The sequence below is a fragment of the Micromonospora chersina genome (assembly GCF_900091475.1).
In the GTDB taxonomy this organism is placed as follows: domain Bacteria; phylum Actinomycetota; class Actinomycetes; order Mycobacteriales; family Micromonosporaceae; genus Micromonospora; species Micromonospora chersina.
The window spans coordinates 578,852-604,219 of the sequence record NZ_FMIB01000002.1; the positions used below are offsets into that span (position 1 = coordinate 578,852).

Sequence of the window (25,368 nt, forward strand, 5' to 3'; positions counted from 1 at the left end):
GCCGCCTCCTACCCGGGGAGGAGGCGGCGCCGCGGGCTCACGTCCGGTCGGCCGGCAGCGGCTGGACGAGCTGGATCGGGTTGCCGTCGGGGTCGGCCGTCCAGGCGATGAGCAGCCGGTCCAGCCAGACGTGCGGGGCGGCGAGCGCGGGCGCCCCCGCGGCGGTCAGCGTCGCGTACGCGGCCGCGGTGTCGTCGGTCCACAGCACGACGGCGGCGCGTTGCCCGCTCGGCACCGGGTCGAGCCCGTGGTCGTCGCGGGTGGACGCCACCGAGGCGATGCCGACGCGGTAGCCGTCGAGGGTCAGGTCGACGTGGATCGGCGGGCCCTCGGCGGGCACCCGGAAGGTCTCGGTGAAGCCCAGCCCGGTGTAGAAGGCGGCGGCCCGGGACACGTCCTCGCTGAACAGGATCACCTGTGGGGTGCGGAACATGGACACCGCCGGAGCCTACGGTCAGTCGGGCAGCATGGGCATCTCGAACCCCGGGTCGCGGCCCAGCAGCACCCCCCGGGTGAGCGCCCGCGACCCGAACCGGTCCCGCACCGCGTCCACGGCGGCGTCCAGCGCCGGCCCCGGGTCGCGGGTGAACGGCAGGGTGAGCTGCACGTGCCCGTCGTCCAGGTTGCCCACGGCGACCCCGATCAGCGTGATGCCCCGGGTCTCGATCTCGGGCAGCGCGGTGCGCAGCAGCGACCGCGCGGCGGCCCGCAGCGGCCCGGTCTGCGCGGTCGGCTTGTCCAGCGTGTGCGCGCGGGTGGCGCGGGTGTAGTCGGCGAACCGCAGCCGCAGGGTCACCGTGCGCCCGGTGCGCCGGGCCGTCCGCATCCGCCCGGTGACCCGGTCGACCAGCCCGGCAAGCACGGCGTCCAGTTCGGCGGGGGAGTGCGGCTCGCGGCCCAGCGCGTGCTGGGCGCCCATCGAGGAGCGCCGCCGCCCGACCTGCACGGCGGGCGGGTCGCGGTTGTGGGCGAGGGCGTGCAGGTGGCGGCCGGCGCCCGCGCCGAGCAGCGACACCAGGGTCGGCTCGTCCAGCCGCGCCACCTGCCCGACCGTGCGCAGGCCCCGCTCGCGCAGCTTCGCGGCGGTGACCGGGCCGACGCCCCAGAGCCGCTCCACCGGGAGCGGGTGCAGGAAGGCCAGCTCGCCCTCCGGCGCGACGACCAGCAGCCCGTCCGGCTTGGCCACCCCGCTGGCCACCTTGGCGAGGAACTTCGTCCGGGCCACCCCGACGGTGATCGGCAGGCCGACCTGGCGGCGTACCTCCCGGCGCAGCTCCGCCGCGATGTCGGCGGGCGGGCCGACGAGCCGGCGCAGCCCGCCCACGTCGAGGAACGCCTCGTCGATGCTGAGCCCCTCGACCAGCGGGGTGGTCCGCCGGAAGATCTCGAACACCGCCCGGCTGGCGGCCGTGTAGGCGGCCATCCGGGGCGGCACCACGACGGCGTCCGGGCAGAGCCGGCGGGCCTGCCGGCCGCCCATGGCGCTGCGCACCCCGCGGGCCTTCGCCTCGTAGCTGGCGGCGAGGACCACGCCGCCGCCGACGATCACCGGACGGCCCCGCAGCCGGGGGTCGTCGCGCTGCTCGACGGAGGCGTAGAACGCGTCCAGGTCGGCGTGCAGGATGGTGGCCTCGCTCGACACCAGCACATGTTCGCACAGATGTTCGAACGCCGAGCCGGTCAGGGCATGCTGACCGCGAGTTTGCCCAGGGCGCCGGAGAACTCGGTGAGCGCCCGCGGCACCTCGTCCAGCTCGTAGCGGCGGTCGACCGGCACCCGGACCCGGCCGGCCAGCACGTCGTCGGCGAGCCGGTCGAGCGTCGCCCGGTCCGGCCGCCCGAAGATCGAGACGGCCGCCGGGTGCTGGTCGGGGCCGAAGCCGATGGTGGAGGCCAGCCGCCCGCCGGGGGCGAGCAGCCCCGCCAGCGGCGCGCCGTCACCGGCCAGGTGCACCACGGCCGCGACGCCGTCCGGCGCGAGCGCCCGCACCTGCCCGGTCAGGTCGCCGGTGTAGTCGACCACCTCGGCGGCGCCCAGGTCCCGCACGAAGTCGGTGGCGGGGCCGGGACGGGCGGTGGCCACGACGCGGGCGCCGGCCAGCCGGGCGTACTGCACGGCCAGCGCGCCGACGCCGCCGGTCGCCCCGGCCACCAGCACCGTGTCGTCCGGCCGGACGGCCAGCGCGTCGAGCGCGTCGAGGGCGGTGACGCCGGCCAGCCCCAGCACGCCCGCCGTGGACAGTTCGACGCCGTCGGGGACGCGGGTGATGCCGTCCCCGCCGCCCACGGTCACGTACTCCGCCCACGTGCCCTCGCCCAGGTAGGGACGCATGAGCACACCGAACACCGCGTCGCCGACCCGGAACGGGCTGGTGCCGCCGATGGCCTCGACCTCGCCGGCGAAGTCCTTGCCCAGCACGACCGGATACCGGTAGTCCATCGACCCGCGCATCATCCCGGCCGCCGCCTTCCGGTCGAAGGCGTTGACCGAGGACGCCCGCACCCGGACCAGCACCTCGTCCGGGCCGGGGCTGGGCCGGGCCAGGTCGTCCCGGGCGGCCGGCGCCGCCCCGTCCCGGTCGAGAGTGATCGCCCGCATCCGTCCGTCCCCTCTCGGTCAGGCGCCGCGGGCGCGCGCCCGGCGGGACAGCGAACTCGGAGCGTTCAGGCCCGCGCCGTCGGTCACGCTCATCCCGAGCCGCTCGACCAGTTCGCCGCCGAGCCAGCCGGTGAACCCGGCCAGCACGATGCCGGCGAAGCTGCAGACCAGCGCGCCGGCGTTCGGATCCCAGTTGTCCGCTCCACGGCGCAGCAGCCAGCTCACCGCGAACAGCACCAGCACGACGACGTTGCCGAGCCCGTGCACCGCGCCGACCCGCTTGGCGCGGGTGCCGGCCGGGATGGCCGACCAGTCGATCAGGCCGAACACCGCCGCGACCAGGCCGCCGATCACGCCGGCGGCGATGGTGTACGCGGCGGAGACCTGAAAACCCGTCCGGTCGGTGATCAGGTACAGGATGTCGAAGATCACCGAGGTGGCGAGCAGTCCGAGCGGGAACACGATCAGGATGGGGTGGATGGCGTGCCCCATCGACTTCGCGCGACTCTCCATGCCGGTCCTTCCTTCTCGGCCCCAGGCGCGGCCGGTTTCCCCGCCCTGCCCCGACTACACCTCCCGCCCGGCGAGGGTGATCGCCTGCCGCGGCGGGCGGCGGACCACGGCGAGCCGGTCGCCGCGCACCCGCACCGAGGTACGCCCGCCGCGCCGCCGCCGCACCGTCAGGTCCACCGTCGCGCCGCCCACCCGTACGCCCTCCAGCCGCAGGTCGGGCAGCCACGCGGGCAGGTGCGGGTCGACGAGGACCGCGCGCAGCGGCGCGGCCGGGCGCAGCCCCAGCAGGGCCTGGACCAGGGCCACCACGGCGCTGGCCGACCAGGCCTGCGGGGAGCACGAGTTCGGGTAGACGCCGGGGTGCGGGTGGGCGGCGTCCCGGGGCAGCCCGCTGAGCACCTCGGGCAGCCGGTGCTCGGCGAAGAGCGCCGCGGCGCCGACCATGCCCTCGGCCAGCCGGTGCAGGTGCGGCCAGCAGCCGTACCGGGCCAGCCCCAGGCCGATGGTGCCCGCCTCCACGGGCCAGACGCTGCCCCGGTGGTAGCTGAACGGGTTGTAGGCCGGGTGGTCCGCCGACAGGGTCCGCACCCCCCAGCCGCTGAACATGTCCGGGGCGAGCAGCCGGTCGGCCACCTTTTCGGCGACCCGGGTGGGCACGATGCCGGTGGCGAGGAGGTGGCCGTCGTTGGAGTTGGTCGAGCGGACCGGCCGGTGGTCCGGCCCCAGTGCCATGGCGTAGCAGCGCCGGTCGGGCAGCCAGTACGCCCGGTGGAAGCGCCGGCGCAGGCCCCGGGCCCGGGCCAGCAGGGCGGCGCCCCGGGCCGGGTGCCCGGTGACGGTGAACACGACGGCGGCGTGCCGCAGGGCGGCGTACCAGTAGCCCTGCAGTTCGCTGCTGGCGATCGGGTTCGGCACCACCTCGCCCCGCTCGTCGACGATCGCCGTGTCCGAGTCCTTCCAGCCCTGGTTCTTCAGCCCGCCCGGGGAGCGGCAGTGGTAGTCGAGGAAGCCGTCGCCGTCCGGGTCGCCGTACCGGTCGATCCACTCCAGCGCCCGGCTCGCCGTGGGCAGCAGCTCGCGCACCGTGTCCAGGTCGCCGGTCCACGCCAGGTACTGGCCGAGGAACACCAGGAAGTCCGGGGCGGTGGACCAGTCGCCGTAGTAGGCGTCGTAGGGGTTCAGCCCGAGCAGGGAGACCGGCCCCTGCCGGGCCTCGTGCAGCGGCTTGCCGGGTTCCTCGTCCCGCCAGTCGTCCAGCCGCCGGCCCAGGTGCCGGGCGTTGAGCCGGAGGCTGTCGGCCAGCATGGTGGGGCCGGCCAGCAGCGCCTGCCAGGAGGCGGTCATCGTGTCCCGGCCGAAGATCTCCTGGTAGATGGGGAGGCCGGCGATCGGCGCCGCCGGGCCGGCCGGTTCGCCGAGCGGCAGCACGGCCAGGTCCCGCACGGCGCACCGCCAGGCCGCGGTGACGTCGAAGTTGCTGCTGCTCAGCCGGGCCAGCTCGGCGTCCAGCCGGGCCCTCGCCCGGGCGGCCGGGTCGTCGGGCTCGGCGAAGGTGGCCGGGGGCGCGGGGAGCCGGGTCCCGTCGAAGACCGGCTCGACAAGCAGCTCCGCACCGGCACGGCCGCCCGGCGGCACCGCCAGCTCGACGGTGAACCCGCCGTCGGCGTACGCCACCGGGGCGTCGGCGCGCAGCCGGACCGCCACCGCCCGATCGAGCCCCTCGTGCCGGTAGGTGAGCAGCAACTCCGCGGTGGCCGGATCCCACCGGCCGAGCACCTCGCCGAGCTGGAGCCGGTGGCCCGCCTCGGCCTCGCTGGTGTCGGCGAAGTCCGCCTCGACCGCCAGCCGCAGCCGGAACCGCAGCGGCCGCGCGGCGTAGCTGACCACGGTGAACCGGCTGCGCAGCCCGGGACCGACGAACCGCTCGACGGTCAGGTACGCGGCCCGCGACGGCAGCGCCTCCCCGTCGCCCAGCTCGGCGTAGGAGAGCTGGGCGTGCCCGCCCACGTTGGCGGTGGCGAACGGCACCGGCTCGCGGCCGTCGACGGTGATCCGCTCGCGGCTGAGCACGCGCGTGTTGCGGGCGAAGAAGCCCTGCGGGTCGGCACCGGCGATCCGGCCGCGGACGTCGGTGACCAGGGTGCTCCACCCGCTCGCGACGTAGAGCAGGTCGGGCCGGACGCGCAGGTTGCGGACCCAGGTCATCGGGCCGCCGTTACCCCTTCGCGCCCCCGCTACACCCGGCTCAGGGCGCGGTGCGGGCCCGGTCCCGCACGAGCAGCTCGACGGCCACCGCGATGGCCACCGCCTCCACGGCCAGCAGGGTGAGCAGGATCAGCAGCTGGGTGGCACCGGCGCGGACCGGCCCGGCGCCGCCGAGCAGCACGCCGACGAACGCGCCGGGCAGGGTGACCAGCCCGACCGTGCGGGTCTGGTCGAGCGCCGGGACGAGGGCCTGCCCGGCGGCCGGGCGGCAGATCTCCAGCGCGGCGTCGCGGGGGAGCAGCCCCAAGGCCAGCCCGGCCTCGTACTCGCCGTGCCGGGCACGCAGCTCGTCGAGGGTACGCCGGCCGGCCAGGCTGGTCGCGGTCATCGCCCCGCCGATCAGGATGCCGGCGGTGGGCAGCACCACGAGCGGGGTCGCGGGCAGGGCCCGGCTGGCCAGGAGCACGGCCAGGCTGGGCGCCACCCCGGCCGCGAGCGCCAGCGGGGCGACCCGGGCCGGCGCGCCGGCCCCGATCCGCCGGCGCGCGGTGAGGGCGGCGACGACGTACATGAGCAGCACGAACGCGGCGGTGCTCCACCAGGCGCGGAGGACGGCGACGATGACCAGCGAGACGGCGCCGAGCTGGACGGTGGCCCGGGCCGCCGCGGTGAGCACGGTCCGGGCCCGGCCGAGGCCGGTCAGTCGCAGCACGGCGGCGCCGGCCGCTGTGAGCGCGGTGAGCGCGACGACGAGTGCCGGGCCGATCGGTACCGTTCCGCCGCCGCCCATCCGACGACCTTATGCCGGGTGGCCGGCCGGCGGGTGGGTCCCGCCGGCCGGCCGCCGGTGTCACCGCCCGTAGACCTCGAACTCGTAGAGCGAGAAGCCGTACGAGGTGGCCCGCTTGACCCCGTACACCCGCACGTAGCGGGCGCTGACCGGGGCGAGGGTGACGTTGTCCGTCCCGCCGTTGCCGGCGGTGGTGCTGAACACCGGTTGCCACGTGCCGCCGTCCGCGGAGACCTCGATCCGGTACGCGCTGCCGTACGCGGCCTCCCAGCGCAGCACCACCCGGCCGACGGTGCGGGCCGTGCCGAGGTCCACCCGGATCCACTGGTTGTCGTTGTAGCTGCTGGACCAGCGGGTGCCGAGGCTGCCGTCGACCGCCTTGTCCGGGGTGTTGCTGGTGAGGAACTGGGTGCTCGACGCGGTGGCCGGGCGCCCCTGGGCCAGGTTGGTGACGTCGTCGCCGCGGCGCGCCGGGAACGACACGACCTGCTGGTAGGTGGGGCGGTTCTGCCAGGCGATCAGCGGGTGGGTGATGCCGCCGAGACCGGACTGGGCGATGGCGTCGGCGCACCACTGGTCGCCCGCCCCGCAGGACTTGTCGCCGGGGTAGACGGTGGTGGCCGGCGCCGCGGCCGCCTGGGCGAGGGTGTCGAGCAGGCTCTGCCGGCAGGCGCCGAGGTTTCCGCCGCCGCAGTACGTCCGGCCCAGCCCGCCGGCCACCGGGTCGCCGAGCACGGTGCGGATGTCCTTGTTGACGTAGCCCCACCAGCCGTACTGGAACGAGGAGCCCTTGTGCGGCTGGCCGGCGAGGGACCAGACGGCGGTGCCGTCGCGGCCGCCGTTCTGGCCACCGGACGGCGCCTCGTTCACCTCGATGGCGTCCACGAGTGCGGCGTAGAGGTCGGGGCCGAGGCCGGGCCGGAACTCCGCGGCGGCCAGCAGCGGCCACCAGGCGTCGAAGATCCGGATGGCGTCGGCGTGCTGGTAGACCTTGGAGCCGGGGGCGGTCTCCACGCGCCGGGCGCCGGCCTGCTGCCAGGCCCGCAGCTTGGTCACGGCGTCGGCCAGCGCCGGGTCGGTGACCGGGGCGCTGCCGAGGACCCGGAGCAGGTCGCCGAGGACCTGCTGGCCGCGCAGGTCGGTGACCGCGGCGTCGGCCATGATCCGCACGACGTCGGCCCGGCCGAGCTTGCGCTGGGCGATCGCGGCGCGCACCGGGCCGTCGAGGAGTTGGCCGCGGTGCACCGAGCCGAAGCTGAAGTTGCCGTCGGCCGCGCCGAAGTCCTTTGCCTGCTTGTTGTTCCAGCTGACGTAGTAGTCCTGGTTGACCGACTGCGGATGGGCGGCGGCCGGGGTGTAGGTGGCGGTGTTGGTGTCCGGGTCCCAGCCGACCCACTCGTTGGCCGCCTCGGCGCGGGTGGGCAGGTTGGGGTCGGCGGTGGACGGTCGGACCGGGTTCGACCCGGAGTTGAAGTAGGCCGCCTCGGTCGAGTTGACGTAAAACCAGTTGAACGCGTAGCCGACGCTCGCGGCGGACTGCTGGAAGGCCGCCGCGGAGCCCATGGCGGCCGGGTCGTTGTACGCCTGGAAGCCGATCGCGGAGTCGGCCTCGTGCCGGTACGTCGAGCGCAGCTTGGTGAAGGCGGTCGGCTGCCCGTTCACCAGCCCCCGGTACGCGACGAGCCCGTACCTGGTGCGCAGCGCGCGCAGCGTGTACGAGCCGGCCGGGGTGGAGTCGGCCAGGGTCGGCGACCAGGAGTTGGTGTGCTGGAGGACCTCCATGGCCACGCACTGCCCGTGCCACAGGTACCTGTTGGAGGCGAGGGTGGGTGCGCTGCCGTCGGTGGTGCACAGCGGCACGGCGTAGGTGTCGGTGAGGTCCTGGGAGGCGGAGGTGGCGCTCCACGCGTAGTCCTGGCCGCGGCCGAGCAGCACGTAGAGGTTCAGCCCGGCGAAGGCGGCGCCGCGGGCGCTGACCCCGGGCCCCTGCAGCTCCTGGAGCATGAGCAGCTGCGGGGCGAAGTAGCCGGTCTGCGGGCCGAACACGGCGACCGGGTTGCCGGTGGTGGTGTGCTGTCCGGAGACCACCACGGCGTTGGACATGCCGTGCGACCGCAGCCCGGCCAGGCCGCTGAGCAGCGGCTGGGTGCTGGTGCTGCCGCTGGTGGTCCGGGCGGTGGTGGCCCCGCCGGTCTGGTCGTAGGCGAGGGGCTCGGCGACGACGCTGCCGGCGTCGGGCAGCACCGTCCCCGTCGCGCCGGCCGGGGTGGTTCCGTACGGGAAGCTCTGCCCGTCGTGCAGGGTGAGCACCGTCTCCGGGTCGTTCTGGGACCGGAACGCCTGCCAGACCCGGTCGCCCTCGGTGGCGCCGTACTTCGCCCGGGCGGCCACCCGGACCAGTGCGGACTGGATCTCGGAGCCGCCACCCCCACCGAACAGCCCACCGATGACGCCGGCCGTGGCGATCAGGTCGGTCATGGTGAAGTGCGTCGGTTTGCCGGCGCCGGCCAGCACGTACTCGCCGGGGTAGTTGTCGTCGGCGATGGACTTGTCGATGTAGGCGTTGACGCCGGCGATGTAGTCGGTGACGTCGGTGTAGAGCTGCTGCCCGCGGGCGCCCTTCTGGCGCAGCGCGTCGACCTGCGCCTGGAGGTCCGCCTCGGTGTACGGCGAGTTGGCCCAGATGCTCTGCTCCAGCTCCCGGTTGCCGGGTGCGCCGCCGGCGAACGAGGTGAGCGTGCCGCGGCCGGCGTGCCGCAGCAGGTCCATCACCCAGAGCCGGTCCTGGGCCCCGGCGTAGCCGGCGCCGAACATGGTTCCCGAGCGGGTGGTGCCGGTGACGTGCGGCACGCCGGTCGCCCTGTCCCGCACGATGGTGACGTCGGCGCGGGGCCGCACGGTGCTCTCCACCTGCGCGTCGGGCACGCCGAACGAGGCGTCGTTGTAGAACTGCGCGATCTGCTCGTCGGTGAGCCCGGCGTAGCCGTAGACCAGGTTGGCGTACTCGTCGAGCTGGTCGCTGGAGTGGGCGGGCCGGGTGCCGAGCGCCTGGTGGGCGAGGATCGCGGCGAGGGTGGCGTTGCCGTTCTCCCCGGGCGGCAGGATGTCGGCGCACTGGCCGAGGCAGTAGTCGTTGCCGGTGAAGGTGGTGGCGGCGGCGGCCGGTGACGGTGGGACGACCGTCAGGGCGCCGGCGGTGAGGGTGGCGGCGGTCAGCGCCGCCAGCCGGGCACGGGTGGTGGGACGGGGCATGGCGATTCCTCCGGGGTGCGGAGTCGGGCCGGTTGTACGCCCGGCTGTCGCTTGCCGACGTCTCGCCCTCCGTGCCCGGGCGTCATACCCGGAGGTGAGAGTGACTCATGTCTACCTCCGGGTAATAATTGATGGCGTTCCATGCGTGGGGATAGGTGCCGTTCACCACGCGCGAATGCCGACGTTTCGCTCTCGGTCAGGGCAGGGCGAGCACGGCCTGGTGTCCGAGATGGTCCGAGGCCCACCGGCCGCCGGGGGTCTGCCGCTCGGTGCCGAAGACCTCACTGGACACCGGCGTCACCGGGCCGCGGACGAGCACCATGTCGATCCGGTGCTCGACGTCGTCGGCCGGCTGGGTCAGGTCGTCGCCCAGGCCGGAGGTGTAGCCCGGGTCGCCGGGGTGCAGGACCGGCCAGGTGTCCACCATCCCGCCGGCGACCAGGGCCAGGTACGCGAGCCGGTTGTTCGGGTCGGGCAGTTCGGGGCCGCTGTTCAGGTCGCCGACGAGGACCAGCCGGCCGGGCACGCTCAGCGGGCCGCGCAGCAGTTCCTGGGCCTGGAGCAGGCGTACGCCGGGGTGGAACGCCTCGAGGTGGGTGTTGACGAACCGGAAGGTGCGGCCGCCCAGCGTGGCGTCCACCGCCGTCCAGCCGCGGGTGCTCGTGGCGGAGCCGCCGGTGGCGGCGAGCGGGAAGACCAGGTTGTTGACGAAGTTGCCCGACGAGGTGGCGTTCACCTTGATCCGCCCGCCGTGCCGCACCAGGATCACGTCCCGCATGGTGAGCCGGACGTCCCGCAGGTGGGGCGCCCCGGCCGGGGCCTCCAGGTCCGCCTCGTCCTGCGCCACGACCACGTCGTACGGGTGGCCGGACTCGGCCAGCTCCGCCATGAGCAGGGCCAGGTAGTCGTACCGGACCTCGGTGGCCGGGGCCGGGTCGCCGAGCGGCCCGGTGCGCCAGAGCGCCACCTCCTGGAGCCCGACCAGGTCGGGCTTGCGCTCACGGATCTCGTCGGCGATGAGCGCCGCCCGGGCCGGGAAGTCGACAAGGTCCACGTGGCTCAGCAGCGCGGAGTTCGCGGCCAGGAACGCCGGCAGCGTCGGCGCGGCGATCGACGGCGTGAGGTCCCCGCCCAGGTAGAGGTTGCGGGTCAGCACGGCGACCTTGGGTCCGGCTTCCGCGTGTGCCGGCGGGGCGACGAGCCCCAGGCCGGCCACCGCGAGGGCGGCCGCGGTGGCCAGCCTGGCCAGGCGTCGAAGGTGTGCGCGAGGGCTGCCGTCCATGACTGTCGTCCTCTCCGGCGGGATCCGTGGATCCGCGTACGCTAACGCCGGTCCCACCAGCGTGGACACCGCCGTTCGGGCCACCCCCGCCGACGGTCAGGCCTGGGGCTGGCCGATGTTGACCATCCAGGACGTGCCGAAACGGTCCACGCACATGCCGAACTCGTCGCCCCACATCTGCTTCTCCAGCGGCATGGTGACGGTGCCGCCGTCGGCGAGCTGCTCCCACCAGCGGCGCAGGTCGTCGGCGTCGTCGCCGCTGAGGCTGACCGCCATGGTGGTGCCCGGGGTGAACTCCATCTCGGGCGGGGTGTCGGAGGCCATCAGGGTGAAGCCCTGGTCGGTCTCCAGTTGCGCGTGCATGATCAGGTCGGCCACCTGCGGGTCCGGGTTGCCGAACTCGCCGAAGGTGTTCATCCGCAGGTCGCCGCCGAACACCCGCTGGTAGTGCTCCATCGCCTGGCGGGCGTTGTCGCGGAAGCTCAGGTACGGATTCAGTCGGGACGTCATCTCGCCTCCTCGGTGTCGTGACCTGGGCATCGTCGCAGAGAGACGGGCCGCGGCCTACGAGGCGCGACGGGCGAGTGTGGACGGCAACGGTGGGGGTGGCGCCGTTGCCACCCCCACCGTCTTCCCCGCCGGTGCGCCGTCAGCTCTCCTGGAACGACTGGCGCACCACACCCCCCACCAGGGCGCACCAGGTGGTGGTGCTGACCTTGCCGTTGGTGTCCAGACCGTGCAGTTCCTGCAGGTCCTGGAGGGCCTTCTTGGTCGGGTGGTCGTACTCGCCGGTGATCGCCACGTCGGCGTAGCCCTTGGAGTTGAGCATGAACTGCACCGCCTGCACCGGGATGCCGGTGGCGTCCTTCTCCAGCTCCGGCGCGAGGGTCTCCCAGGTCGGCGCCGTCAGGGTGGCGTCGATGTCGACCGGGATGCCGTTGCGCGCCTGCCAGTCCTGCACGGCCGCCACGGTGGCGGCGTCGAACACGCCGGTGACCGGGACGGTGTAGCCGCGGAAGGTGAGCAGGTACTGCGCCACCTTCACCACCGGGCCGCCGACGAAGCGCCAGATGTCGGGCCAGCGGCGGGCCGGCACGTCGCCCAGGTCGGTGCCGAGCTTCGCGAACACCCGCCGGCGCAGCGCCGGGAACTCGCGGTAGAACATGGCGCCCGGGCACTGGGTGGCCCGGAAGTCCCAGTGGCCGAAGATGTCGTGCGCGTGCAGCCCGTACTGCTGGCAGATGGTCGTGCAGAGCTTGACCAGGGAGTCGAGCAGCTCCTGCGGCGGCGTGTCGGTGACGTAGGTGCCCTCGTTCTCGATGCCGATGGCCCGGCCGTTCTCGCCGGGGCAGTGTGCCGAGATCATCTGCCGGTCGCCGGCCTGCAACCGCTCCAGGCTGCCGTGCCGGCCCTCCAGGACGTGGCCGCCCCGGCTGACCGTGAAGTGCTGCCCGGTGTCCGACCACCGGTTCACGTCCATGTGCAGGTTCTGGCAGTCGCGGGCGAGCTGCTTGGCGTGTTCCTCGGAGTAGTCCGTGCTGTTGGGGAACGCCATGTGGTGCACGATGATCTTGTTGGTCGCGATCGCGCTGATCGACAGCGGATCCGCCGGCGGGCGGGCGCCCCACTCGTCGCAGCTGATGATCCAGTCGAGGTCCGCGTCCGGCGCGGCCTGCGCGGCGGCCGGGAAGGCGAGTTCGGTCCCGACGACCGCGACCGCGGCGGCGCCGAGGCCGGCCCGCAGCAGGGTACGGCGGTCGAGCTCGGGGTGGTCGAAGTGCATGGCATCTCCTCGGTGGCCCGACGGGTGTGCGGGCGTGTAAAGGAACTCCAAAAGCTGCGCGCGAAGTGGAGAATATTGCCAGGATCGGTCGGCGCGCCAGAGGACAAATGCGACGACTGTCGATCGTGGGGCCATCGGTGGGCCTGCCATTCCCACCGTCGGAGTAGGCGATGTCACGTCCGGTGGGTGGGACGGTGGGATTCCCGCCCGGTCGTCGTGGGAGCCTGGACCCGTGCAGCCGCCCCGCCTGACCGGTGTCCTCGTGCTCGTCGCGGTGCTCGCGGCCGCCACCGTCCTTGGCTGGTGGCGGCGCCGTCGCGACGGTCGGCTGCGTGCCGTGTCCCCGGCCGCCGCCGCGCCGCACCGGGCCGCGCTGGCCGCTCTCGGCGTCCGTCCGGGCGTGGTCACGCTGGTCCAGTTCTCCGCCCCGGTCTGCGCGCCGTGCCGGGCCGCCCGCCGGGTGCTCGAGGACGTCGCGGGCCGCGTGGACGGGGTCGCCCTCCTGGAGGTCGGGGCCGAGGAGCATCTCGACCGGGCCCGCGAACTGGACGTGTGGCGCACCCCGACGGTGCTGCTGGTGGACGGCGACGGCCGGATCGTCCGGCGGGCCGCCGGTGTGCCCGACCGGGCGGACCTGCTCGCCGCGCTCACGCCGCTGACCGCCGAGGCGCGGGCGTGACAGGCGTCCGGCTGATCCGGCGGCGGGTGGTCGACCACGGGCGGCTCGCGGCGAGCCTCTGTGCGCCGGTCGCCGCCGCCTGACCGACCCTTCGCCGCCGAACGGAAGCCCCCATGCTGCTCGACCCTCGCGGGCCGCGGTTCGCCGCCGCCCTCACCACCGTCGTCCTCGCCGTCGCCCTGGTCACCGGCTCCGGCTGGCTCGTCCTGGCCCAGGCCGTCGTCTTCGCGCTGACCGCCGCCCACCCGCGACTCGGGCCGTACGGCCTGCTCTTCCGCGCCCTTGTCGCGCCCCGGCTGTCCCCGCCGGCCGAGCTGGAGCCGGTGGCGCCGGTCCGCTTCGCCCAGCTCGTCGGCCTGGCCTTCGCCACGGTGGGCGCCGCCGGCTGGCTCGGCGGCGTGCCGCTGCTCGGGCTGGTCGCCACCGCGGCGGCGCTCGCCGCCGCCTTCCTCAACGCCGCCTTCGGGCTCTGCCTCGGCTGCGAGGGCTACCTGGCCTTCCGCCGCCTCACCGGCCGTCCCCTGGCCGCGCGGACACCGGCCCGCCCGGGCTGATCCCGTCCCCGCCCAGCTCACCGCCGTTGGAAACGTTTTCGTAACGAGCCCTTGACCTGACCGTCGGGTCGGGCGCAGACTCCCGGAAACGTTTACAGCAGACAGGCGGAGGTGCGGGGCGTGGGTCGTAAACGTTTACAGGAGTCGGCCGACGGCCGGCCCACCGTCCACACCGTCGCCGCCCGCGCCGGTGTCTCCATCGCCTCCGCCTCCCGCGTGCTCAACGGCGTCGGCGGCAGCCCGGAGACCGTCCGCAAGGTGCGCGAGGCCGCGGCCGAGGTCGGCTACGTGCCCAACGCCATCGCCCGCTCGCTCCAGTCGCAGCGCACCGGCCTCGTGGCGCTCGCCGTCGAGGACATCGGCAACCCGGTGTACGTCGAGATGATGCGGGCCATCGAGTCCGTGGTGGCCGCGTCCGGCCGGCAGCTGCTGGTGCACGCCACCGGCGGGCAGATCGCCAACGAGACCGCCCTGCTGCGCCGGCTGGCCCACCGCTACGTCGACGGGATGATCGTCTCCCCGATCCGGGTCACCGACGACCACCTCGCCGCGCTCGTCGACAGCCCGGTGCCGGTGGTCGTTGTCGGCCAGCTCGCCGCCGACGCGCCCGTGGACAACGTCCGCACCGACTCGCGTACCGGCGTGGGGCTGGCCGTCGACCACCTGGTCGCGGCCGGGCGGCGGCGGATCGGCTTCGTCAACGGCCCGCTGGACACGGTGCCCGGCGCGGCCCGCGACGCCGGCTTCCGGGCCGCCCTCGCCGGGCACGGCATCGCGCTCGACGAGCGCCTCGTCGAGGTCGGCGACTTCCGGTACGAGCCCGGCCGGGCCGCCACCGAGCGCCTCCTCGCCCGTGCCGAGCCCGACGCGCTGGTCTGCGCCAACGACCTCATCGCCGTCGGCGCGCTGCACGCCCTGCTGGCCGCCGGCAGGCGCGTCCCCGAGGACGTGGCGGTCGTCGGCATGGACGACACCGAGCTGGCCCGGATGATGTTCCCGCAGCTCTCCAGCGTCTCCCTCGGCTCGGCCGAGCGCGGTCGCCGCGCCGCCGAACTGCTGCTCCAGCGCATCGCCGACCCGACCCTGCCGCCACGCCGCGAGCAGGTCGCCCCCAGCCTCGCCGTGCGCGCCTCCAGCGCCGCGACACCCTTCGTCCCCGCGCCGGCCGAGCCGGCGCCCGCGCCGCGTACCCCGGAGGTGACGGCATGACCACGGTGGCCGAACGGCCCGACGTCGCCCGCTCCGACGGGCCCCGCAGGGCGCGGTCCCGCTCCGACCGGCTCGGCATCTACCTGCTGCTGCTCCCGTCGCTGCTGCCCATCGTGGTGCTGTCGGTGTTCCCCCTCGTTCGCGGCATCTACCTCGGCTTCACCGACGCGCGGGCCGGGCGCAACGTCGAGATCAGCTTCACCGGGCTGGCCAACTACCGGGAACTGCTCGGCGACGAGCTGTTCTGGAACTCGTTCAAGATCGGTCTGCTCTGGGCGGTCGGGGTGACAGTGCTCCAGTTCGTGCTCGCCCTCGGCCTGGCCCTGCTGCTCAACCAGCAACTGCGCTTCCGCGGGCTGGCCCGGGTGCTGGCCGTGGTGCCCTGGGCGATGCCGCCCGTGGTCGTCGGCATCCTCTGGAAGCTGGTCTACCACCCGGACGCCGGCCTGCTGAACGAGTTCTTCCACCGGATCGGCGCCGACGGGCTGCGCACCAACTGGCTCGGCGACTTCAGCACCGCCCTCGTCGCGGTCATCGTCGTCGGCGTCTGGGCCGGCATGCCGCAGACCACCGTCGTCCTCCTGGCCGGGTTGCAGGGCGTGCCGCGTGAGCTGCACGAGGCGGCCGCGGTGGACGGTGCCTCCACCTGGCACCGGTTCCGCAACGTCACGCTGCCCGCCATCGCGCCGGTTGTCGTGGCGATCACCTCGCTCGACTTCATCTGGAACTTCAACTCGTTCGGCCTGGTCTACGTGCTCACCGCGGGCGGGCCGGGCGGCAAGACCATGCTGCCGATGCTCTTCGCCTACGAGGAGGCGTTCCGCTACGGCAACTACGGCTACGCCGCGGCCCTCGGCAACGTCATGGTCGTGATCATCGTCGCGCTGCTCGCGGTCTACCTGCGTCGCCGGTTGAGGGAGGCGAACTGACATGTTCGGAAAGCCGAGCCGCACCGGGCGGACGCTCCAGTACGTCGCGCTGACCGGGTACCTGATCTTCCTCGGGTTCCCGCTGGTCTGGCTGCTCTCCACCGCGTTCAAGCCGCCGCGCGAACTGGTGCAGCTGCACCCCACGCTCATCCCGAGCAACCCCACCGTGCAGAACTTCGTGCAGGCCTTCACCGAGCAGCAGCTCGGCCGGGCCGCGCTGAACAGCCTCCAGGTGTCCCTCGCCTCGGCGGTGCTCACCGTGCTGGTCGCGCTGCCCGCCTCGTACGCCCTCGCGCGGTTCCGGACGAAGCTCGGCACCGTCGCGCTGGGCTGGGTGCTGCTGTCGCAGCTCTTCCCGTTCGTGCTGCTGATCATCCCGATCTTCCTGATCCTGCGGCAGGTCGGGCTGGCCAACACGCACGCCGGGCTGGTGCTGATCTACGTGGTCTGGGCGCTGCCGTTCGCCCTGTGGATGCTCCAGGGCTTCGTCCGCAACATCCCCCGGGAGCTGGAGGAGGCGGCCAGCGTCGACGGCGCCACCCGCCTCCAGGTGCTGCGCCGGGTGGTCTTCCCGCTGCTCGCGCCGGGCATCGTGGCCACCGCGCTGTTCTCCTTCATCTCCGCCTGGAACGAGTTCTTCTTCGCCCTCGTGCTGGTCAAGACGCCCGAGCTGGCGACCCTGCCGGTCGCCCTGGCCCGGTTCGTCGGCATCGAGGGCACCGCCCGCCTGGGCCCGCTGGCGGCCGGTTCGCTGCTGGCCACCCTGCCCAGCCTGATCTTCTTCGCGGTCATGCAACGCCGCCTCTCGTCCGGGTCGCTCGCCGGCGCGGTCAAGGGCTGACCACACCCCCAACCACCACCAAGGAGGAATCCCCCATGCTCCGTAGCAGATTCCGCCGACTCGCCGCGGCCACCGCGGTCGCGGTCGTCGGGCTCGGCGCCCTCACCGCCTGCGGTGACGGCGGCGGCGAGGACGAGAACTCGTCCGGCCCGGCCAAGCTGCGCTTCCTCAGCCTCGCCTGGCAGAAGGAGTCGCTCCAGGCCAACAAGGACCTGGTCGCCAAGTGGAACAGCGAGCACCCGGACATCCAGGTCGAGTACGTCCAGGGTGACTGGAACTCGATCCACGACCAGCTCGTCACCTCGTTCGAGGGCGGCGACGTGGCCGACATCGTCCACTACGAGGCCTCGGCCATCGGCGAGTTCAGCAAGCAGGGCTACCTGACCGACCTCTCCAAGCTGCTCGGCGACGACTTCAAGAGCCAGATCGACCCGGGCGTCTGGGACACCGCCACCTTCGACGGCAAGGTCACCGGCGTGCCGTTCCTGCTGGAGTCGCAGGTCGTCATCGCCAACAAGAAGCTGCTCGACGCCGCCGGCATCGCCGTACCGCCCGCCGACGGCGGCTGGACCTGGGACGAGTTCCAGGCCAACGCCCAGAAGCTCACCAAGCCCGGCCAGTACGGCGCGGCCTGGGCGCTCAAGTCGCCCACCAACCGGGTGCTGAACCTGGCGTTGAACTACGACGGCAAGTTCTTCTACACCGAGGGCGGCAAGACCGAGGTCAAGGTCGGTGACGCGGAGAAGGAGGTGCCGAAGCGGATCCACGACATGCTCTACACCAGCAAGTCGGCCTCCCCGGAGGCGCTGGGCATGAGCGGCGCGGACACCCTGCCCGGCTTCTTCGGTGGCAAGTACGCCATGCTCCCCGGCTCGGTCTCGCTGCGCCAGCAGATGGTCGAGCAGGCTCCCGCCGGCTTCGAGTGGGTGACCCTCCCGCCGATCAAGGGCCTCTCCAGCAAGCAGGCCGCCAACCCGCAGACCCTGTCCATCGCCGAGGACAGCAAGCACAAGAAGCAGGCCGCGCAGTTCCTGGAGTGGTTCCTCAACCCGAGCAGCATGGCCGCCCTGGCCAAGGGTGACTGGCTGGTGCCCACCGGCAAGCAGGCCAACGAGGAGCTGGTCAAGCTGACCGGCGGCAAGCAGGGCTGGGACGTGGCCGCGGACAGCGCCGCCGACCTGACCGTCGCCCCGTTCCAGAAGGCCGACGGCTACCCGGAGTGGAAGACCAAGTACGCCACCCCGGCCCTCCAGCAGTACTTCGCCAACAAGATCACCCTGGACCAGCTCGGCACGCAGCTGGTCGACGGTGGCAAGCAGGTTCTGAGGTAACCATGTCACTCTTGCTCGACACGTCGGTCGGATGCCTGGTCGGCGCCGCGGTGGGCGACGCCCTCGGCGGGGCCACCGAGACGGCCCTTCCGGAGCAGATCCGCGCCCGCTTCGGCGGCTGGGTCGAGGGGATCGTCCCCCCGTACCACGCCGACTGGGCCACCGCGCGGCCACTCGCGCCGTACCACAAGGGCGACGGGCACATCACCGACGACACGTTGATGACCCACGCCCTGGTCCGGGCGTACGCGGCCAAGCGGGACCACCTCGACGCGTACGACGTGGTGGAACTGCTCGTCCCCGACCTGATCGAGCGGGTGGTGTACATCCCGGACCTGGAGCGGGAGGGGGTGACCTTCCACCGCCTGGCCGCGGCCGAGCGGTGGCTGGTCACCCGCCTGCACCACGCCCACGCCGACCCGCGTGAGGCGGGCGTGGGCAACATCGTGAACTGCGGCGCCGCCATGTACATGGCCCCGGTCGGCATCGTCAACGCCGGCGACCCGGCCGGGGCGTACGCCGAGGCCGTGGAGATCGCCGGGGCGCACCAGCACAGCTACGGCCGGGAGGCCGCGGCGGTCTTCGCCGCCGCGGTCGCCGCCGCCGCGACCCCCGGCGCGAGCGTCGACGACGTCGTGGCCGCCACCCTCGACCTGGCCCGCGACGGCACCCGCGCCGCCATCGACGCGGTGGTCAAGGAGGCCCGCGGGCACGACGACTGGAAGGCCGCCATTCCGGCGCTGCGCGCCGCCGTGGCCCCCTACGACACGGTGGGGGAGGAGTACCGCAGCCCCGGCCTGGGCGCCCGCCGCCCGAGCCGGCTGCACGCCATCGAGGAACTGCCGGTGGCGCTCGGCATGCTCGTGGTGGCCGGCGGCGACTACCGGGCGGCCGTGCTCGGCTCGGTCAACTACGGCCGGGACGCCGACTCCACGGCCACCATGGCCGGCGCGATCGCCGGTGCGCTCGGCGGCGCGGCGGCGGTGCCGGCCGAGTGGTCGGAGGTGGTCGCGCAGGCGTCCCGCACCGACCTGGTCGAGCCCGCCCGCGTCCTCGCCGGGGTGGCCACCGAGGTGTTCGACCGCGACCGGGAGCGCTTCGCCCGGCGCGCCGAGCGGTTCGGCAGGCTGGCATGAGCGCTGCCGGGACACCGGCCCGCGGGCTCCGGCTGACCTGGGTGCAGCCGGAGGACCTGCTGCCGCACGAACTGGCCGCGAGCCGCGACGAGGGCCGCGACGTCACCGCACTGGCCGACCGCTGGACGGCGGCCGGCGGCGACGTCACGGCCCCGGTCAGCGGGGCCTCGCCGGTGCCGGCCCCGCCGGAACTGCGGGCCCTCGCCGTCGACCTGCTCGACGCCGCCGACGCGCTGCCCGGCCCCGACGGCGCGGACGAGCCCGACGACCTCGACGCGGTCCGCAAGACCTGGCCGGGCGCCTGGGACCTGCCGACCACTGTCGAGCGGGACCGGCTGCACGGGGCCTGGCTCGGCCGGGCGGCCGGCTGCCTGCTCGGCAAGCCGGTGGAGAAGATCCCCCGCCACGGGATCCGGGAGATCCTCTCCGCCACCGGCCGGTGGCCGCTGCGCGACTGGTTCACGGCGCGAGGGCTGCCGGCCGACGTGGCCGCCCGCTGGCCGTGGAACCGGCGCAGCGCGCCGACCAGCCTCGCCGAGAACATCGCCGGCATGCCCGAGGACGACGACCTCAACTTCGCGCTGCTGGCGCTGCGGATCCTGGAGACCCACGGGCCCGGCTTCACCAGCGCCGACGTGGCGCAGGCGTGGCTGGACTGGCTGCCCGCGGGGCGGGTCTTCACGGCCGAGCGGGTCGCCTACCGCAACCTGCTGCTCGGCCTCACCCCGCCGGAGACCGCCCGCCGGCACAACCCGTTCCGGGAGTGGATCGGCGCGCAGATCCGCACCGACGTGTACGGCTGGACCAACCCGGGCCGCCCCGACCGGGCCGCCGAGGCCGCCTGGCGCGACGCCGCCGTGAGCCACGTCCGGGCCGGGGCGTACGGGGCGATCTGGGTGGCCGCCCTGGCCGCGGCCGCGCCGGTGGCCGGCGACGTCGACGCCGTGCTGGACGCCGGTGAGTCGGTGCTGCCCCCGGGCAGCCGGTTCACCGCGGCGGTCCGGGAGGCGCGCGCCCTCGGCGCCGGGGGCGAGGACTGGGAGAGCATCGTGGACACCCTCTACGCGCGGCACGGCCACCTGCACTGGGTGCACGTCCGCAACAACGCGGCCCTCGTCGCGGCGGCCCTCGCGTACGGGCGGGGCGACCTGGAGCGGTCCATCTGCGCGGTGGTCGCCGGCGGCTGGGACACCGACTCCAACGGCGCCACCGTCGGCGCGGTCACCGGGGCGCTCACCGGCGCCGGTCGGCTGCCGGGGCGCTGGGTCACGCCGCTGCGCAACCGGCTGGCCAGCAGCATCGCCGGCTTCGACGGCATCGGCTTCGACGAGCTGGCCGACCGTACCCTCGCCCTCGCCCACGGGAACCGGGCATGAGCGCCCGGGTGGTCGTGGTCGGCAGCGCCAACCTGGACCTGGTGGTCACCGCGCCGCAGCTGCCCCGGCCCGGCGAGACGGTGCTCGGCGACGACTTCCGGATGGTGCCCGGCGGCAAGGGCGCCAACCAGGCGGTCGCCGCGGCCCGGGCTGGCGCGGACTGCGCGTTCGTGGGCGCGGTCGGCGGCGACGGGTTCGGCGGGCTGCTGCGGGACAACCTGGCCGGCGCCGGTGTCGACCTGCGCGGCCTGCGCACCGTCGACGGGCCGTCCGGGGTCGCGCTGATCGCCGTCGACCACGCCGCGGAGAACTGCATCGTGGTCGCCCCGGGCGCGAACGCCGCGCTGACGCTGCACGACGCCGACCGCGCGGCGGTGGCCGAGGCCGACGTGCTGCTGCTGCAACTGGAGGTGCCCCTCGCGGAGGTCACCCGGGCCGCCGGCTGGGCCCGCACCGGCGGCGCCGCCGTGGTGCTCAACGCCGCCCCGGCCCGGCCGCTGCCGGCCGAACTGCTCGACCTCGTCGACGTGCTGGTGGTCAACGAGCACGAGGCCGCCACCGTGGCCGGCGTGTTCACCGACGATCCGGCGGCGCTGCTCGACACCCTGGTCGGCCTCGTGCCCCGGGTGGTGCTCACCCTCGGCGCGCGCGGCGCAGCCTACGCCGACCGCGACGGCGCCCGGATCGAGGTGCCCGCCCCGAAGATCGACGCGGTGGACACCACGGCCGCCGGCGACGCGTTCACCGGCGCGCTCGCCGTCGCCCTGGCCGAGCGTGGCGGCCTCACCGGGGACACCGCCACGGCCGTGCTGCGCTGGGCGTGCGCCGCCGGCGCGGCCTGCGCCCAGCGCCCCGGCGCCTCCACCGCCCTGCCCGAGCGGGCCGCCATCGACGCGCTGTCCGCCGCCACCTACGGAGAGGTCGAGTGAGCTTCAACCCGTACGTGCCCCGGCCGATCGACCGGCCCACCGAGGTGCCGCTCGGCGCGCACGCCGACCTGACCACCCTGGACGAGGCGAAGATCTTCGCCGCCCCCGACAACCCCGCCGACTGGCCGGCCTGGCGGGAGCAGCTCACCCGGTGGCGGGCCGACGCCCGCGCCCGGCTCGGCTACACCGGCGCGCACTACGACGAGATCGCCGGGGACTGCTTCACCGTCTGCCTGGCCTGGTTGTGGGACGAGACGCTCTACGACCACGACCGCGGCGAGTTCACCGTCGCGGCGTTCCTCGACGCGGCGCGGCGCGACTTCGGCGGCTTCGACGGGGTGGTGCTCTGGCACGCGTACCCGGTGATCGGCCTGGACGACCGCAACCAGTTCGACTGGTACCGCGACGTGCCCGAACTGCCCCAGGTGGTCCGCGCGTTCCAGGACGCCGGGGTCCGGGTGTTCGTCGACTACAACCCGTGGGACACCGGCACGCGGCGCGAGCCCGGCGCCGACGCGGAGGAGGTCGCGGCGCTGGCCGACCGGCTCGGTGTCGACGGCGTCTTCCTGGACACCCTCAAGGAGGGCGCCGGCGAGCTGCGCAAGGCCCTCGACGCGGTCCGCCCGGGCCTGGTCCTGGAGGGGGAGAGCCGGGTGCCGCTGGCCCGGATCTCCGACCACGCCATGTCGTGGGCGCAGTGGTTCGCCGACTCGGACACCCCCGGTGTGCTGCGAGCCAAGTGGTTCGAGCGCCGGCACGTCCTGCACCACACCCGGCGCTGGCACCGCGACCACCTCGACGAGCTGCACTCGGCCTGGCTCAACGGCTGCGGCGTGCTGGTCTGGGAGAGCGTCTTCGGCGTCTGGGTCGGCTGGAACGAGCGGGACCGGGCTGTGCTGCGGGCCATGCGCCGGGTGCAGGCCAGCCACGCCGCGTGGTTGCGCGCCGAGGACTGGGTCCCGCTCGCCGACCACCCCGGCGCCGGCCAGGTGTACGCGTCCCGCTGGACCCACGACGGCCAGCCGCTGTGGACGGTCGTCAACCGCGGCGCCGACCACGACGGCCCCTGGCTGCTCACCGACGCCCGGCCCGGGCGCTTCGTCGACCTGGTCACCGGCGCCGAGCTGACCGTCACCGAACTCGAGGACGGTCGGGTCGCGGTCGGCGGGCCCCTGCCCGCCGGGGCGATCGCCGCCGTGGTCGCCACCGACACCCCGGTGCCCCGGCACGAGCCGCCGACCGGCGACCCGTCCTTCCCGGCCCGCGCCGCCGTGCGCGCCCGCACCCCGTGGTCGCCCCTGGCCGCCCTGCCCGACGGCATGGTCACCGTCGACGGTGGCAGGCACGACCTGACCGTCCACCACCGGGTCCGGGAGACCGGCCTCTACGGCGAGGCCCCGTACGTCGACGAGTGGAAGCCGCTGCCGCCCCGCCTGCACCACACCGGCACGCTGCGCCGCCCGGTCCGGCTCGGCCGGTTCGCCATCGACACCCACGAGGTCACCCACGGGCAGTACGCGCGCTTCCTCGCCGCCACCGGCTACCGCCCGGTCCGGCCCGAACGGTTCACCGCCGGGCAGGGCCCCGCCGACGCCCCGGTCACCGGGGTGGACCTCGCCGACGCCCGCGCGTACGCCGACTGGGCCGGGCTGCGGCTGCCCACCGAGGACGAGTGGCAGGTGGCCGCCGAGGCGGGCCTGCTGGTCCGGCGGGAGCCCCTGGTGTGGAACCTGACGGAGAGCGAGCACTCCGACGGGCGGACCCGCTTCGTCATCCTGAAGGGCGGCTGCGCGTACCGGGCCGAGGGCTCCGACTGGTACCTCGACGGCGGCCCGCAGCCGCCGGACGTGTCGGTGAAGCTGCTGCTCACCGGCGCCGGCCTCGGCCGCTCCACCTCGATCGGCTTCCGCTGCGCCGCCGACCTGCCCGAGGTGGCGCGATGACCGCTCCGCTGCACGGCATCAAGGTCGTCGACCTGGCCACCCTGTTCGCCGGCCCGCTGGCCGCCGCGTTCCTCGGCGACTTCGGCGCCGACGTGGTCAAGGTGGAGCACCCCGCCAAGCCCGACCCGTCCCGGGGCCACGGCCCCGCGAAGGACGGCGTCGGCCTGTGGTGGAAGGTGCTCGGCCGCAACAAGCGGACCGTCACGCTCAACCTGTCCCACCCCGAGGGCGCCGACCTGCTGCGCCGGCTGCTCGCCGACGCCGACGTGCTGGTGGAGAACTTCCGCCCCGGCACGCTCGAACGCTGGGGTCTCGGCCCCGACGAGCTGCACGCCGTCAACCCGCGGCTGGTGATCGCCCGGATCAGCGGCTTCGGGCAGATCGGCCCGTACGCGCCCCGGCCCGGGTTCGGCACCCTCGCCGAGGCGATGAGCGGCTTCGCGGCGGCCACCGGGGAACCCGACGGGCCGCCGACCCTGCCGCCGTTCGGGCTGGCCGACTCGGTCACCGCGCTCGCCGCCGCGTACGCGGTCATGCTGGCCCTGCGCGGCCGCGACCTGACCGGCCGCGGCCAGGTCGTCGACCTCGCCATCATCGAGCCGATCATGGCGATGCTCGGCCCGCAGATCACCTGGTACGACCAGCTCGGCTACGTCCAGCCCCGGCTGGGCAACCGGTCCAACAACAACGCGCCCCGCAACACCTACCGGTGCGCCGACGGGCGGTGGGTGGCCGTGTCCACCAGCGCGCAGAGCATCGCCGAGCGGGTGGTCCGCCTCGTCGGCCGCTCCGACCTGGTCGACGAGCCGTGGTTCGCCACCGGCAGCGGCCGGGCCGCGCACGCCGACGAACTCGACGCGGCGGTCGGCGGCTGGGTGGCGAAGCGGGACCGCGACGAGGTGGTGGCGGCGTTCGAGGCGGCCCAGGCCGCCGTTGCCCCCGTCTACGACGTGCGGGACATCCTCGCCGACCCGCAGTACGCGGCGCTCGGCACCGTGGTCACCGTCCCCGACGAGGAACTGGGGGAGGTACGCATGCAGAACGTGCCGTTCCGCATGTCGGACAGCCCGGGGGAGATCCGGCACGCGGGCCGCCGCCACGGCCAGGACACCGACGCCGTGTTCGGCGCGCTCGGGCTGACCGGCGACGAGCTGGCCGCGCTGCGGGAGCGCGGGGTGATCTGATGCTGCTCACCCTGCTCTACGTGCCCGGCGACCGCCCCGACCGGTTCGCCAAGGCGGTCGCCGCCGGCGCCGACGCGGTCATCCTCGACCTGGAGGACGCCGTCGTGGCCGGCCGCAAGGCGTACGCCCGGGAGGCGGTCGCCGAGTTCCTGGCCGACCCGCAGCCGCTGCCCGTGCAGGTCCGGGTCAACGAGCTGACCGGCCCCGACGTCGCCGCCGACCTGGCCGCCGTCGCCGGCCGGCCGGGGCTTTCCGGGCTGCGCCTGCCCAAGGTGGAGTCCCCGGCGACCGTCGCCGCCGTGGCCGCCCGGGTCGACACCCCGCTGCACCCGCTTGTCGAGTCGGCCGTCGGGCTGGAGTCCGCGTACCCGATCGCGGCCGCCCACCCGTCGGTGGCCTCGCTGGGGCTCGGCGAGGCCGACCTCCGCTCCGACCTGGGTGTCGCCGACGACGACGGCCTGCTCTGGGCCCGCGGCCGGATCGTGGTCGCGGCCCGCGCGGCCGGCCTGCCGCCGCCGGTCATGTCGGTGTACGCCGACGTCACCGACCTCGACGGCCTGGCCGCCTCCTGCGCGGCCGGCCGGCGGCTCGGCTTCCTCGGCCGGGCCGCCATCCACCCGCGCCAGCTGCCGGTGATCGCGGCCGCGTTCCGCCCCGCCGACCGGGAGGTGGACCGGGCCCGGGAACTGCTCGCCGCGCTCGCCGACGCGCAGACCCGCGGCTCCGGCACCGTGGTGCTGCCCGACGGCCGGTTCGCCGACCGCGCCATGGTGGCCGCCGCCCGCCGCGTCGTCGACCTCGCCGCCCGCTACGCCGCCTGAGACAGCGGCGGCC

Annotated in this window: 22 protein-coding genes; 12 read left to right on the forward strand and 10 right to left on the reverse strand. The window is 74.6% G+C overall.

Annotated features, from left to right (window positions below; genetic code table 11):
• Nucleotides 1–37: 37 nt before the first annotated feature.
• From GA0070603_RS02530 to GA0070603_RS02575, 10 genes are all read right to left on the reverse strand, one after another.
• A complete protein-coding gene (locus GA0070603_RS02530; RefSeq protein WP_244282673.1) occupies nucleotides 38–433 on the reverse strand; it encodes a VOC family protein in 396 nt (131 codons plus the stop codon).
• A gap of 21 nt (nucleotides 434–454) precedes the next feature.
• Nucleotides 455–1,642: a DNA polymerase IV gene (dinB, locus tag GA0070603_RS02535; RefSeq protein ID WP_091321430.1), complete on the reverse strand. Its 1,188-nt coding sequence runs from the start codon at nucleotides 1,640–1,642 to the stop codon at nucleotides 455–457.
• 38 nt (nucleotides 1,643–1,680) lie between these two features.
• Nucleotides 1,681–2,598: an NADP-dependent oxidoreductase gene (locus GA0070603_RS02540; protein WP_091306426.1), complete on the reverse strand. Its 918-nt coding sequence runs from the start codon at nucleotides 2,596–2,598 to the stop codon at nucleotides 1,681–1,683.
• 18 nt (nucleotides 2,599–2,616) lie between these two features.
• Complete coding sequence (locus tag GA0070603_RS02545; RefSeq protein ID WP_091306430.1) at nucleotides 2,617–3,111, reverse strand: DUF2231 domain-containing protein; 495 nt, start codon at nucleotides 3,109–3,111, stop codon at nucleotides 2,617–2,619.
• 54 nt (nucleotides 3,112–3,165) lie between these two features.
• Nucleotides 3,166–5,316 (reverse strand): amylo-alpha-1,6-glucosidase, encoded by a 2,151-nt coding sequence (locus tag GA0070603_RS02550; protein WP_091306433.1) that lies wholly within the window; start codon nucleotides 5,314–5,316, stop codon nucleotides 3,166–3,168.
• Between the two features lie 40 nt (nucleotides 5,317–5,356).
• On the reverse strand, nucleotides 5,357–6,106 hold the full coding sequence (locus GA0070603_RS02555) for an ABC transporter permease (RefSeq protein ID WP_091306437.1): 750 nt from the start codon (nucleotides 6,104–6,106) through the stop codon (nucleotides 5,357–5,359).
• A 60-nt stretch (nucleotides 6,107–6,166) separates the two neighbouring features.
• On the reverse strand, nucleotides 6,167–9,358 hold the full coding sequence (locus tag GA0070603_RS02560; RefSeq protein ID WP_091306440.1) for a penicillin acylase family protein: 3,192 nt from the start codon (nucleotides 9,356–9,358) through the stop codon (nucleotides 6,167–6,169).
• Between the two features lie 196 nt (nucleotides 9,359–9,554).
• Nucleotides 9,555–10,640 carry an endonuclease/exonuclease/phosphatase family protein gene (locus GA0070603_RS02565; protein ID WP_091306444.1) on the reverse strand — a complete coding sequence of 362 codons (1,086 nt, stop codon included), beginning with the start codon at nucleotides 10,638–10,640 and terminating at the stop codon, nucleotides 9,555–9,557.
• A 96-nt stretch (nucleotides 10,641–10,736) separates the two neighbouring features.
• A complete protein-coding gene (locus tag GA0070603_RS02570) occupies nucleotides 10,737–11,150 on the reverse strand; it encodes a VOC family protein (protein WP_091306446.1) in 414 nt (137 codons plus the stop codon).
• A gap of 139 nt (nucleotides 11,151–11,289) precedes the next feature.
• Nucleotides 11,290–12,423 carry a peptidoglycan recognition protein family protein gene (locus tag GA0070603_RS02575; protein ID WP_091306449.1) on the reverse strand — a complete coding sequence of 378 codons (1,134 nt, stop codon included), beginning with the start codon at nucleotides 12,421–12,423 and terminating at the stop codon, nucleotides 11,290–11,292.
• 232 nt (nucleotides 12,424–12,655) lie between these two features.
• Here GA0070603_RS02575 and GA0070603_RS02580 point away from each other — a divergent pair, with 232 nt between their 5' ends.
• The 12 genes from GA0070603_RS02580 (at nucleotide 12,656) to GA0070603_RS02635 (ending at nucleotide 25,355) form a co-directional block, all read left to right on the forward strand.
• Nucleotides 12,656–13,102 carry a TlpA family protein disulfide reductase gene (locus GA0070603_RS02580; RefSeq protein WP_244282363.1) on the forward strand — a complete coding sequence of 149 codons (447 nt, stop codon included), beginning with the start codon at nucleotides 12,656–12,658 and terminating at the stop codon, nucleotides 13,100–13,102.
• Between the two features lie 113 nt (nucleotides 13,103–13,215).
• Nucleotides 13,216–13,656 carry a DUF4395 domain-containing protein gene (locus tag GA0070603_RS02585; protein WP_091306452.1) on the forward strand — a complete coding sequence of 147 codons (441 nt, stop codon included), beginning with the start codon at nucleotides 13,216–13,218 and terminating at the stop codon, nucleotides 13,654–13,656.
• Between the two features lie 120 nt (nucleotides 13,657–13,776).
• The gene (locus GA0070603_RS02590; RefSeq protein WP_091306455.1) at nucleotides 13,777–14,865 is read left to right on the forward strand and encodes a LacI family DNA-binding transcriptional regulator; all 1,089 of its coding nucleotides are present in this window, start codon (nucleotides 13,777–13,779) and stop codon (nucleotides 14,863–14,865) included.
• The gene (locus GA0070603_RS02595; protein WP_091306459.1) at nucleotides 14,862–15,794 is read left to right on the forward strand and encodes a carbohydrate ABC transporter permease; all 933 of its coding nucleotides are present in this window, start codon (nucleotides 14,862–14,864) and stop codon (nucleotides 15,792–15,794) included. The genes GA0070603_RS02590 and GA0070603_RS02595 overlap by 4 nt, the downstream gene beginning before the upstream one ends.
• 1 nt (nucleotide 15,795) lies before the next feature.
• Nucleotides 15,796–16,635 (forward strand): carbohydrate ABC transporter permease, encoded by an 840-nt coding sequence (locus GA0070603_RS02600; protein ID WP_091306463.1) that lies wholly within the window; start codon nucleotides 15,796–15,798, stop codon nucleotides 16,633–16,635.
• A 35-nt stretch (nucleotides 16,636–16,670) separates the two neighbouring features.
• Entirely contained in the window at nucleotides 16,671–17,966 is a 1,296-nt protein-coding gene (locus tag GA0070603_RS02605; RefSeq protein WP_091306466.1) for an ABC transporter substrate-binding protein, read from the forward strand.
• Nucleotides 17,967–17,968: 2 nt separating this feature from the next.
• The gene (locus GA0070603_RS02610) at nucleotides 17,969–19,102 is read left to right on the forward strand and encodes an ADP-ribosylglycohydrolase family protein (RefSeq protein ID WP_091306470.1); all 1,134 of its coding nucleotides are present in this window, start codon (nucleotides 17,969–17,971) and stop codon (nucleotides 19,100–19,102) included.
• The gene (locus tag GA0070603_RS02615; protein ID WP_091306473.1) at nucleotides 19,099–20,478 is read left to right on the forward strand and encodes an ADP-ribosylglycohydrolase family protein; all 1,380 of its coding nucleotides are present in this window, start codon (nucleotides 19,099–19,101) and stop codon (nucleotides 20,476–20,478) included. Before GA0070603_RS02610 ends, GA0070603_RS02615 begins: the two co-directional genes overlap by 4 nt.
• Nucleotides 20,475–21,407, forward strand: a complete 933-nt coding sequence (locus GA0070603_RS02620) for a ribokinase (RefSeq protein WP_091306477.1) — start codon at nucleotides 20,475–20,477, stop codon at nucleotides 21,405–21,407. The genes GA0070603_RS02615 and GA0070603_RS02620 overlap by 4 nt, the downstream gene beginning before the upstream one ends.
• Nucleotides 21,404–23,350: an SUMF1/EgtB/PvdO family nonheme iron enzyme gene (locus GA0070603_RS02625; RefSeq protein WP_091306480.1), complete on the forward strand. Its 1,947-nt coding sequence runs from the start codon at nucleotides 21,404–21,406 to the stop codon at nucleotides 23,348–23,350. The genes GA0070603_RS02620 and GA0070603_RS02625 overlap by 4 nt, the downstream gene beginning before the upstream one ends.
• The gene (locus tag GA0070603_RS02630) at nucleotides 23,347–24,534 is read left to right on the forward strand and encodes a CaiB/BaiF CoA transferase family protein (RefSeq protein WP_091306484.1); all 1,188 of its coding nucleotides are present in this window, start codon (nucleotides 23,347–23,349) and stop codon (nucleotides 24,532–24,534) included. Before GA0070603_RS02625 ends, GA0070603_RS02630 begins: the two co-directional genes overlap by 4 nt.
• Nucleotides 24,534–25,355 (forward strand): HpcH/HpaI aldolase/citrate lyase family protein, encoded by an 822-nt coding sequence (locus GA0070603_RS02635; RefSeq protein ID WP_091306488.1) that lies wholly within the window; start codon nucleotides 24,534–24,536, stop codon nucleotides 25,353–25,355. The genes GA0070603_RS02630 and GA0070603_RS02635 overlap by 1 nt, the downstream gene beginning before the upstream one ends.
• Nucleotides 25,356–25,368 lie beyond the last annotated feature (13 nt).

Excerpts from the sequence above, each read along its gene's own strand:
- GA0070603_RS02560 (WP_091306440.1), bottom strand. The coding sequence starts at position 9,358 with ATGCCCCGTCCCACCACCCGTGCCCGGCTGGCGGCGCTGACCGCCGCC.
- GA0070603_RS02600 (WP_091306463.1), top strand. The coding sequence starts at position 15,796 with ATGTTCGGAAAGCCGAGCCGCACCGGGCGGACGCTCCAGTACGTCGCG.
- GA0070603_RS02615 (WP_091306473.1), top strand. The coding sequence starts at position 19,099 with ATGAGCGCTGCCGGGACACCGGCCCGCGGGCTCCGGCTGACCTGGGTG.
- GA0070603_RS02630 (WP_091306484.1), top strand. The coding sequence starts at position 23,347 with ATGACCGCTCCGCTGCACGGCATCAAGGTCGTCGACCTGGCCACCCTG.
- GA0070603_RS02540 (WP_091306426.1), bottom strand. The coding sequence starts at position 2,598 with ATGCGGGCGATCACTCTCGACCGGGACGGGGCGGCGCCGGCCGCCCGG.
- GA0070603_RS02635 (WP_091306488.1), top strand. The coding sequence starts at position 24,534 with ATGCTGCTCACCCTGCTCTACGTGCCCGGCGACCGCCCCGACCGGTTC.
- GA0070603_RS02530 (WP_244282673.1), bottom strand. The coding sequence starts at position 433 with ATGTTCCGCACCCCACAGGTGATCCTGTTCAGCGAGGACGTGTCCCGG.
- GA0070603_RS02585 (WP_091306452.1), top strand. The coding sequence starts at position 13,216 with ATGCTGCTCGACCCTCGCGGGCCGCGGTTCGCCGCCGCCCTCACCACC.
- GA0070603_RS02610 (WP_091306470.1), top strand. The coding sequence starts at position 17,969 with ATGTCACTCTTGCTCGACACGTCGGTCGGATGCCTGGTCGGCGCCGCG.
- GA0070603_RS02620 (WP_091306477.1), top strand. The coding sequence starts at position 20,475 with ATGAGCGCCCGGGTGGTCGTGGTCGGCAGCGCCAACCTGGACCTGGTG.
- GA0070603_RS02565 (WP_091306444.1), bottom strand. The coding sequence starts at position 10,640 with ATGGACGGCAGCCCTCGCGCACACCTTCGACGCCTGGCCAGGCTGGCC.
- GA0070603_RS02550 (WP_091306433.1), bottom strand. The coding sequence starts at position 5,316 with ATGACCTGGGTCCGCAACCTGCGCGTCCGGCCCGACCTGCTCTACGTC.
- GA0070603_RS02570 (WP_091306446.1), bottom strand. The coding sequence starts at position 11,150 with ATGACGTCCCGACTGAATCCGTACCTGAGCTTCCGCGACAACGCCCGC.
- GA0070603_RS02555 (WP_091306437.1), bottom strand. The coding sequence starts at position 6,106 with ATGGGCGGCGGCGGAACGGTACCGATCGGCCCGGCACTCGTCGTCGCG.
- GA0070603_RS02545 (WP_091306430.1), bottom strand. The coding sequence starts at position 3,111 with ATGGAGAGTCGCGCGAAGTCGATGGGGCACGCCATCCACCCCATCCTG.
- GA0070603_RS02605 (WP_091306466.1), top strand. The coding sequence starts at position 16,671 with ATGCTCCGTAGCAGATTCCGCCGACTCGCCGCGGCCACCGCGGTCGCG.
- GA0070603_RS02595 (WP_091306459.1), top strand. The coding sequence starts at position 14,862 with ATGACCACGGTGGCCGAACGGCCCGACGTCGCCCGCTCCGACGGGCCC.
- GA0070603_RS02575 (WP_091306449.1), bottom strand. The coding sequence starts at position 12,423 with ATGCACTTCGACCACCCCGAGCTCGACCGCCGTACCCTGCTGCGGGCC.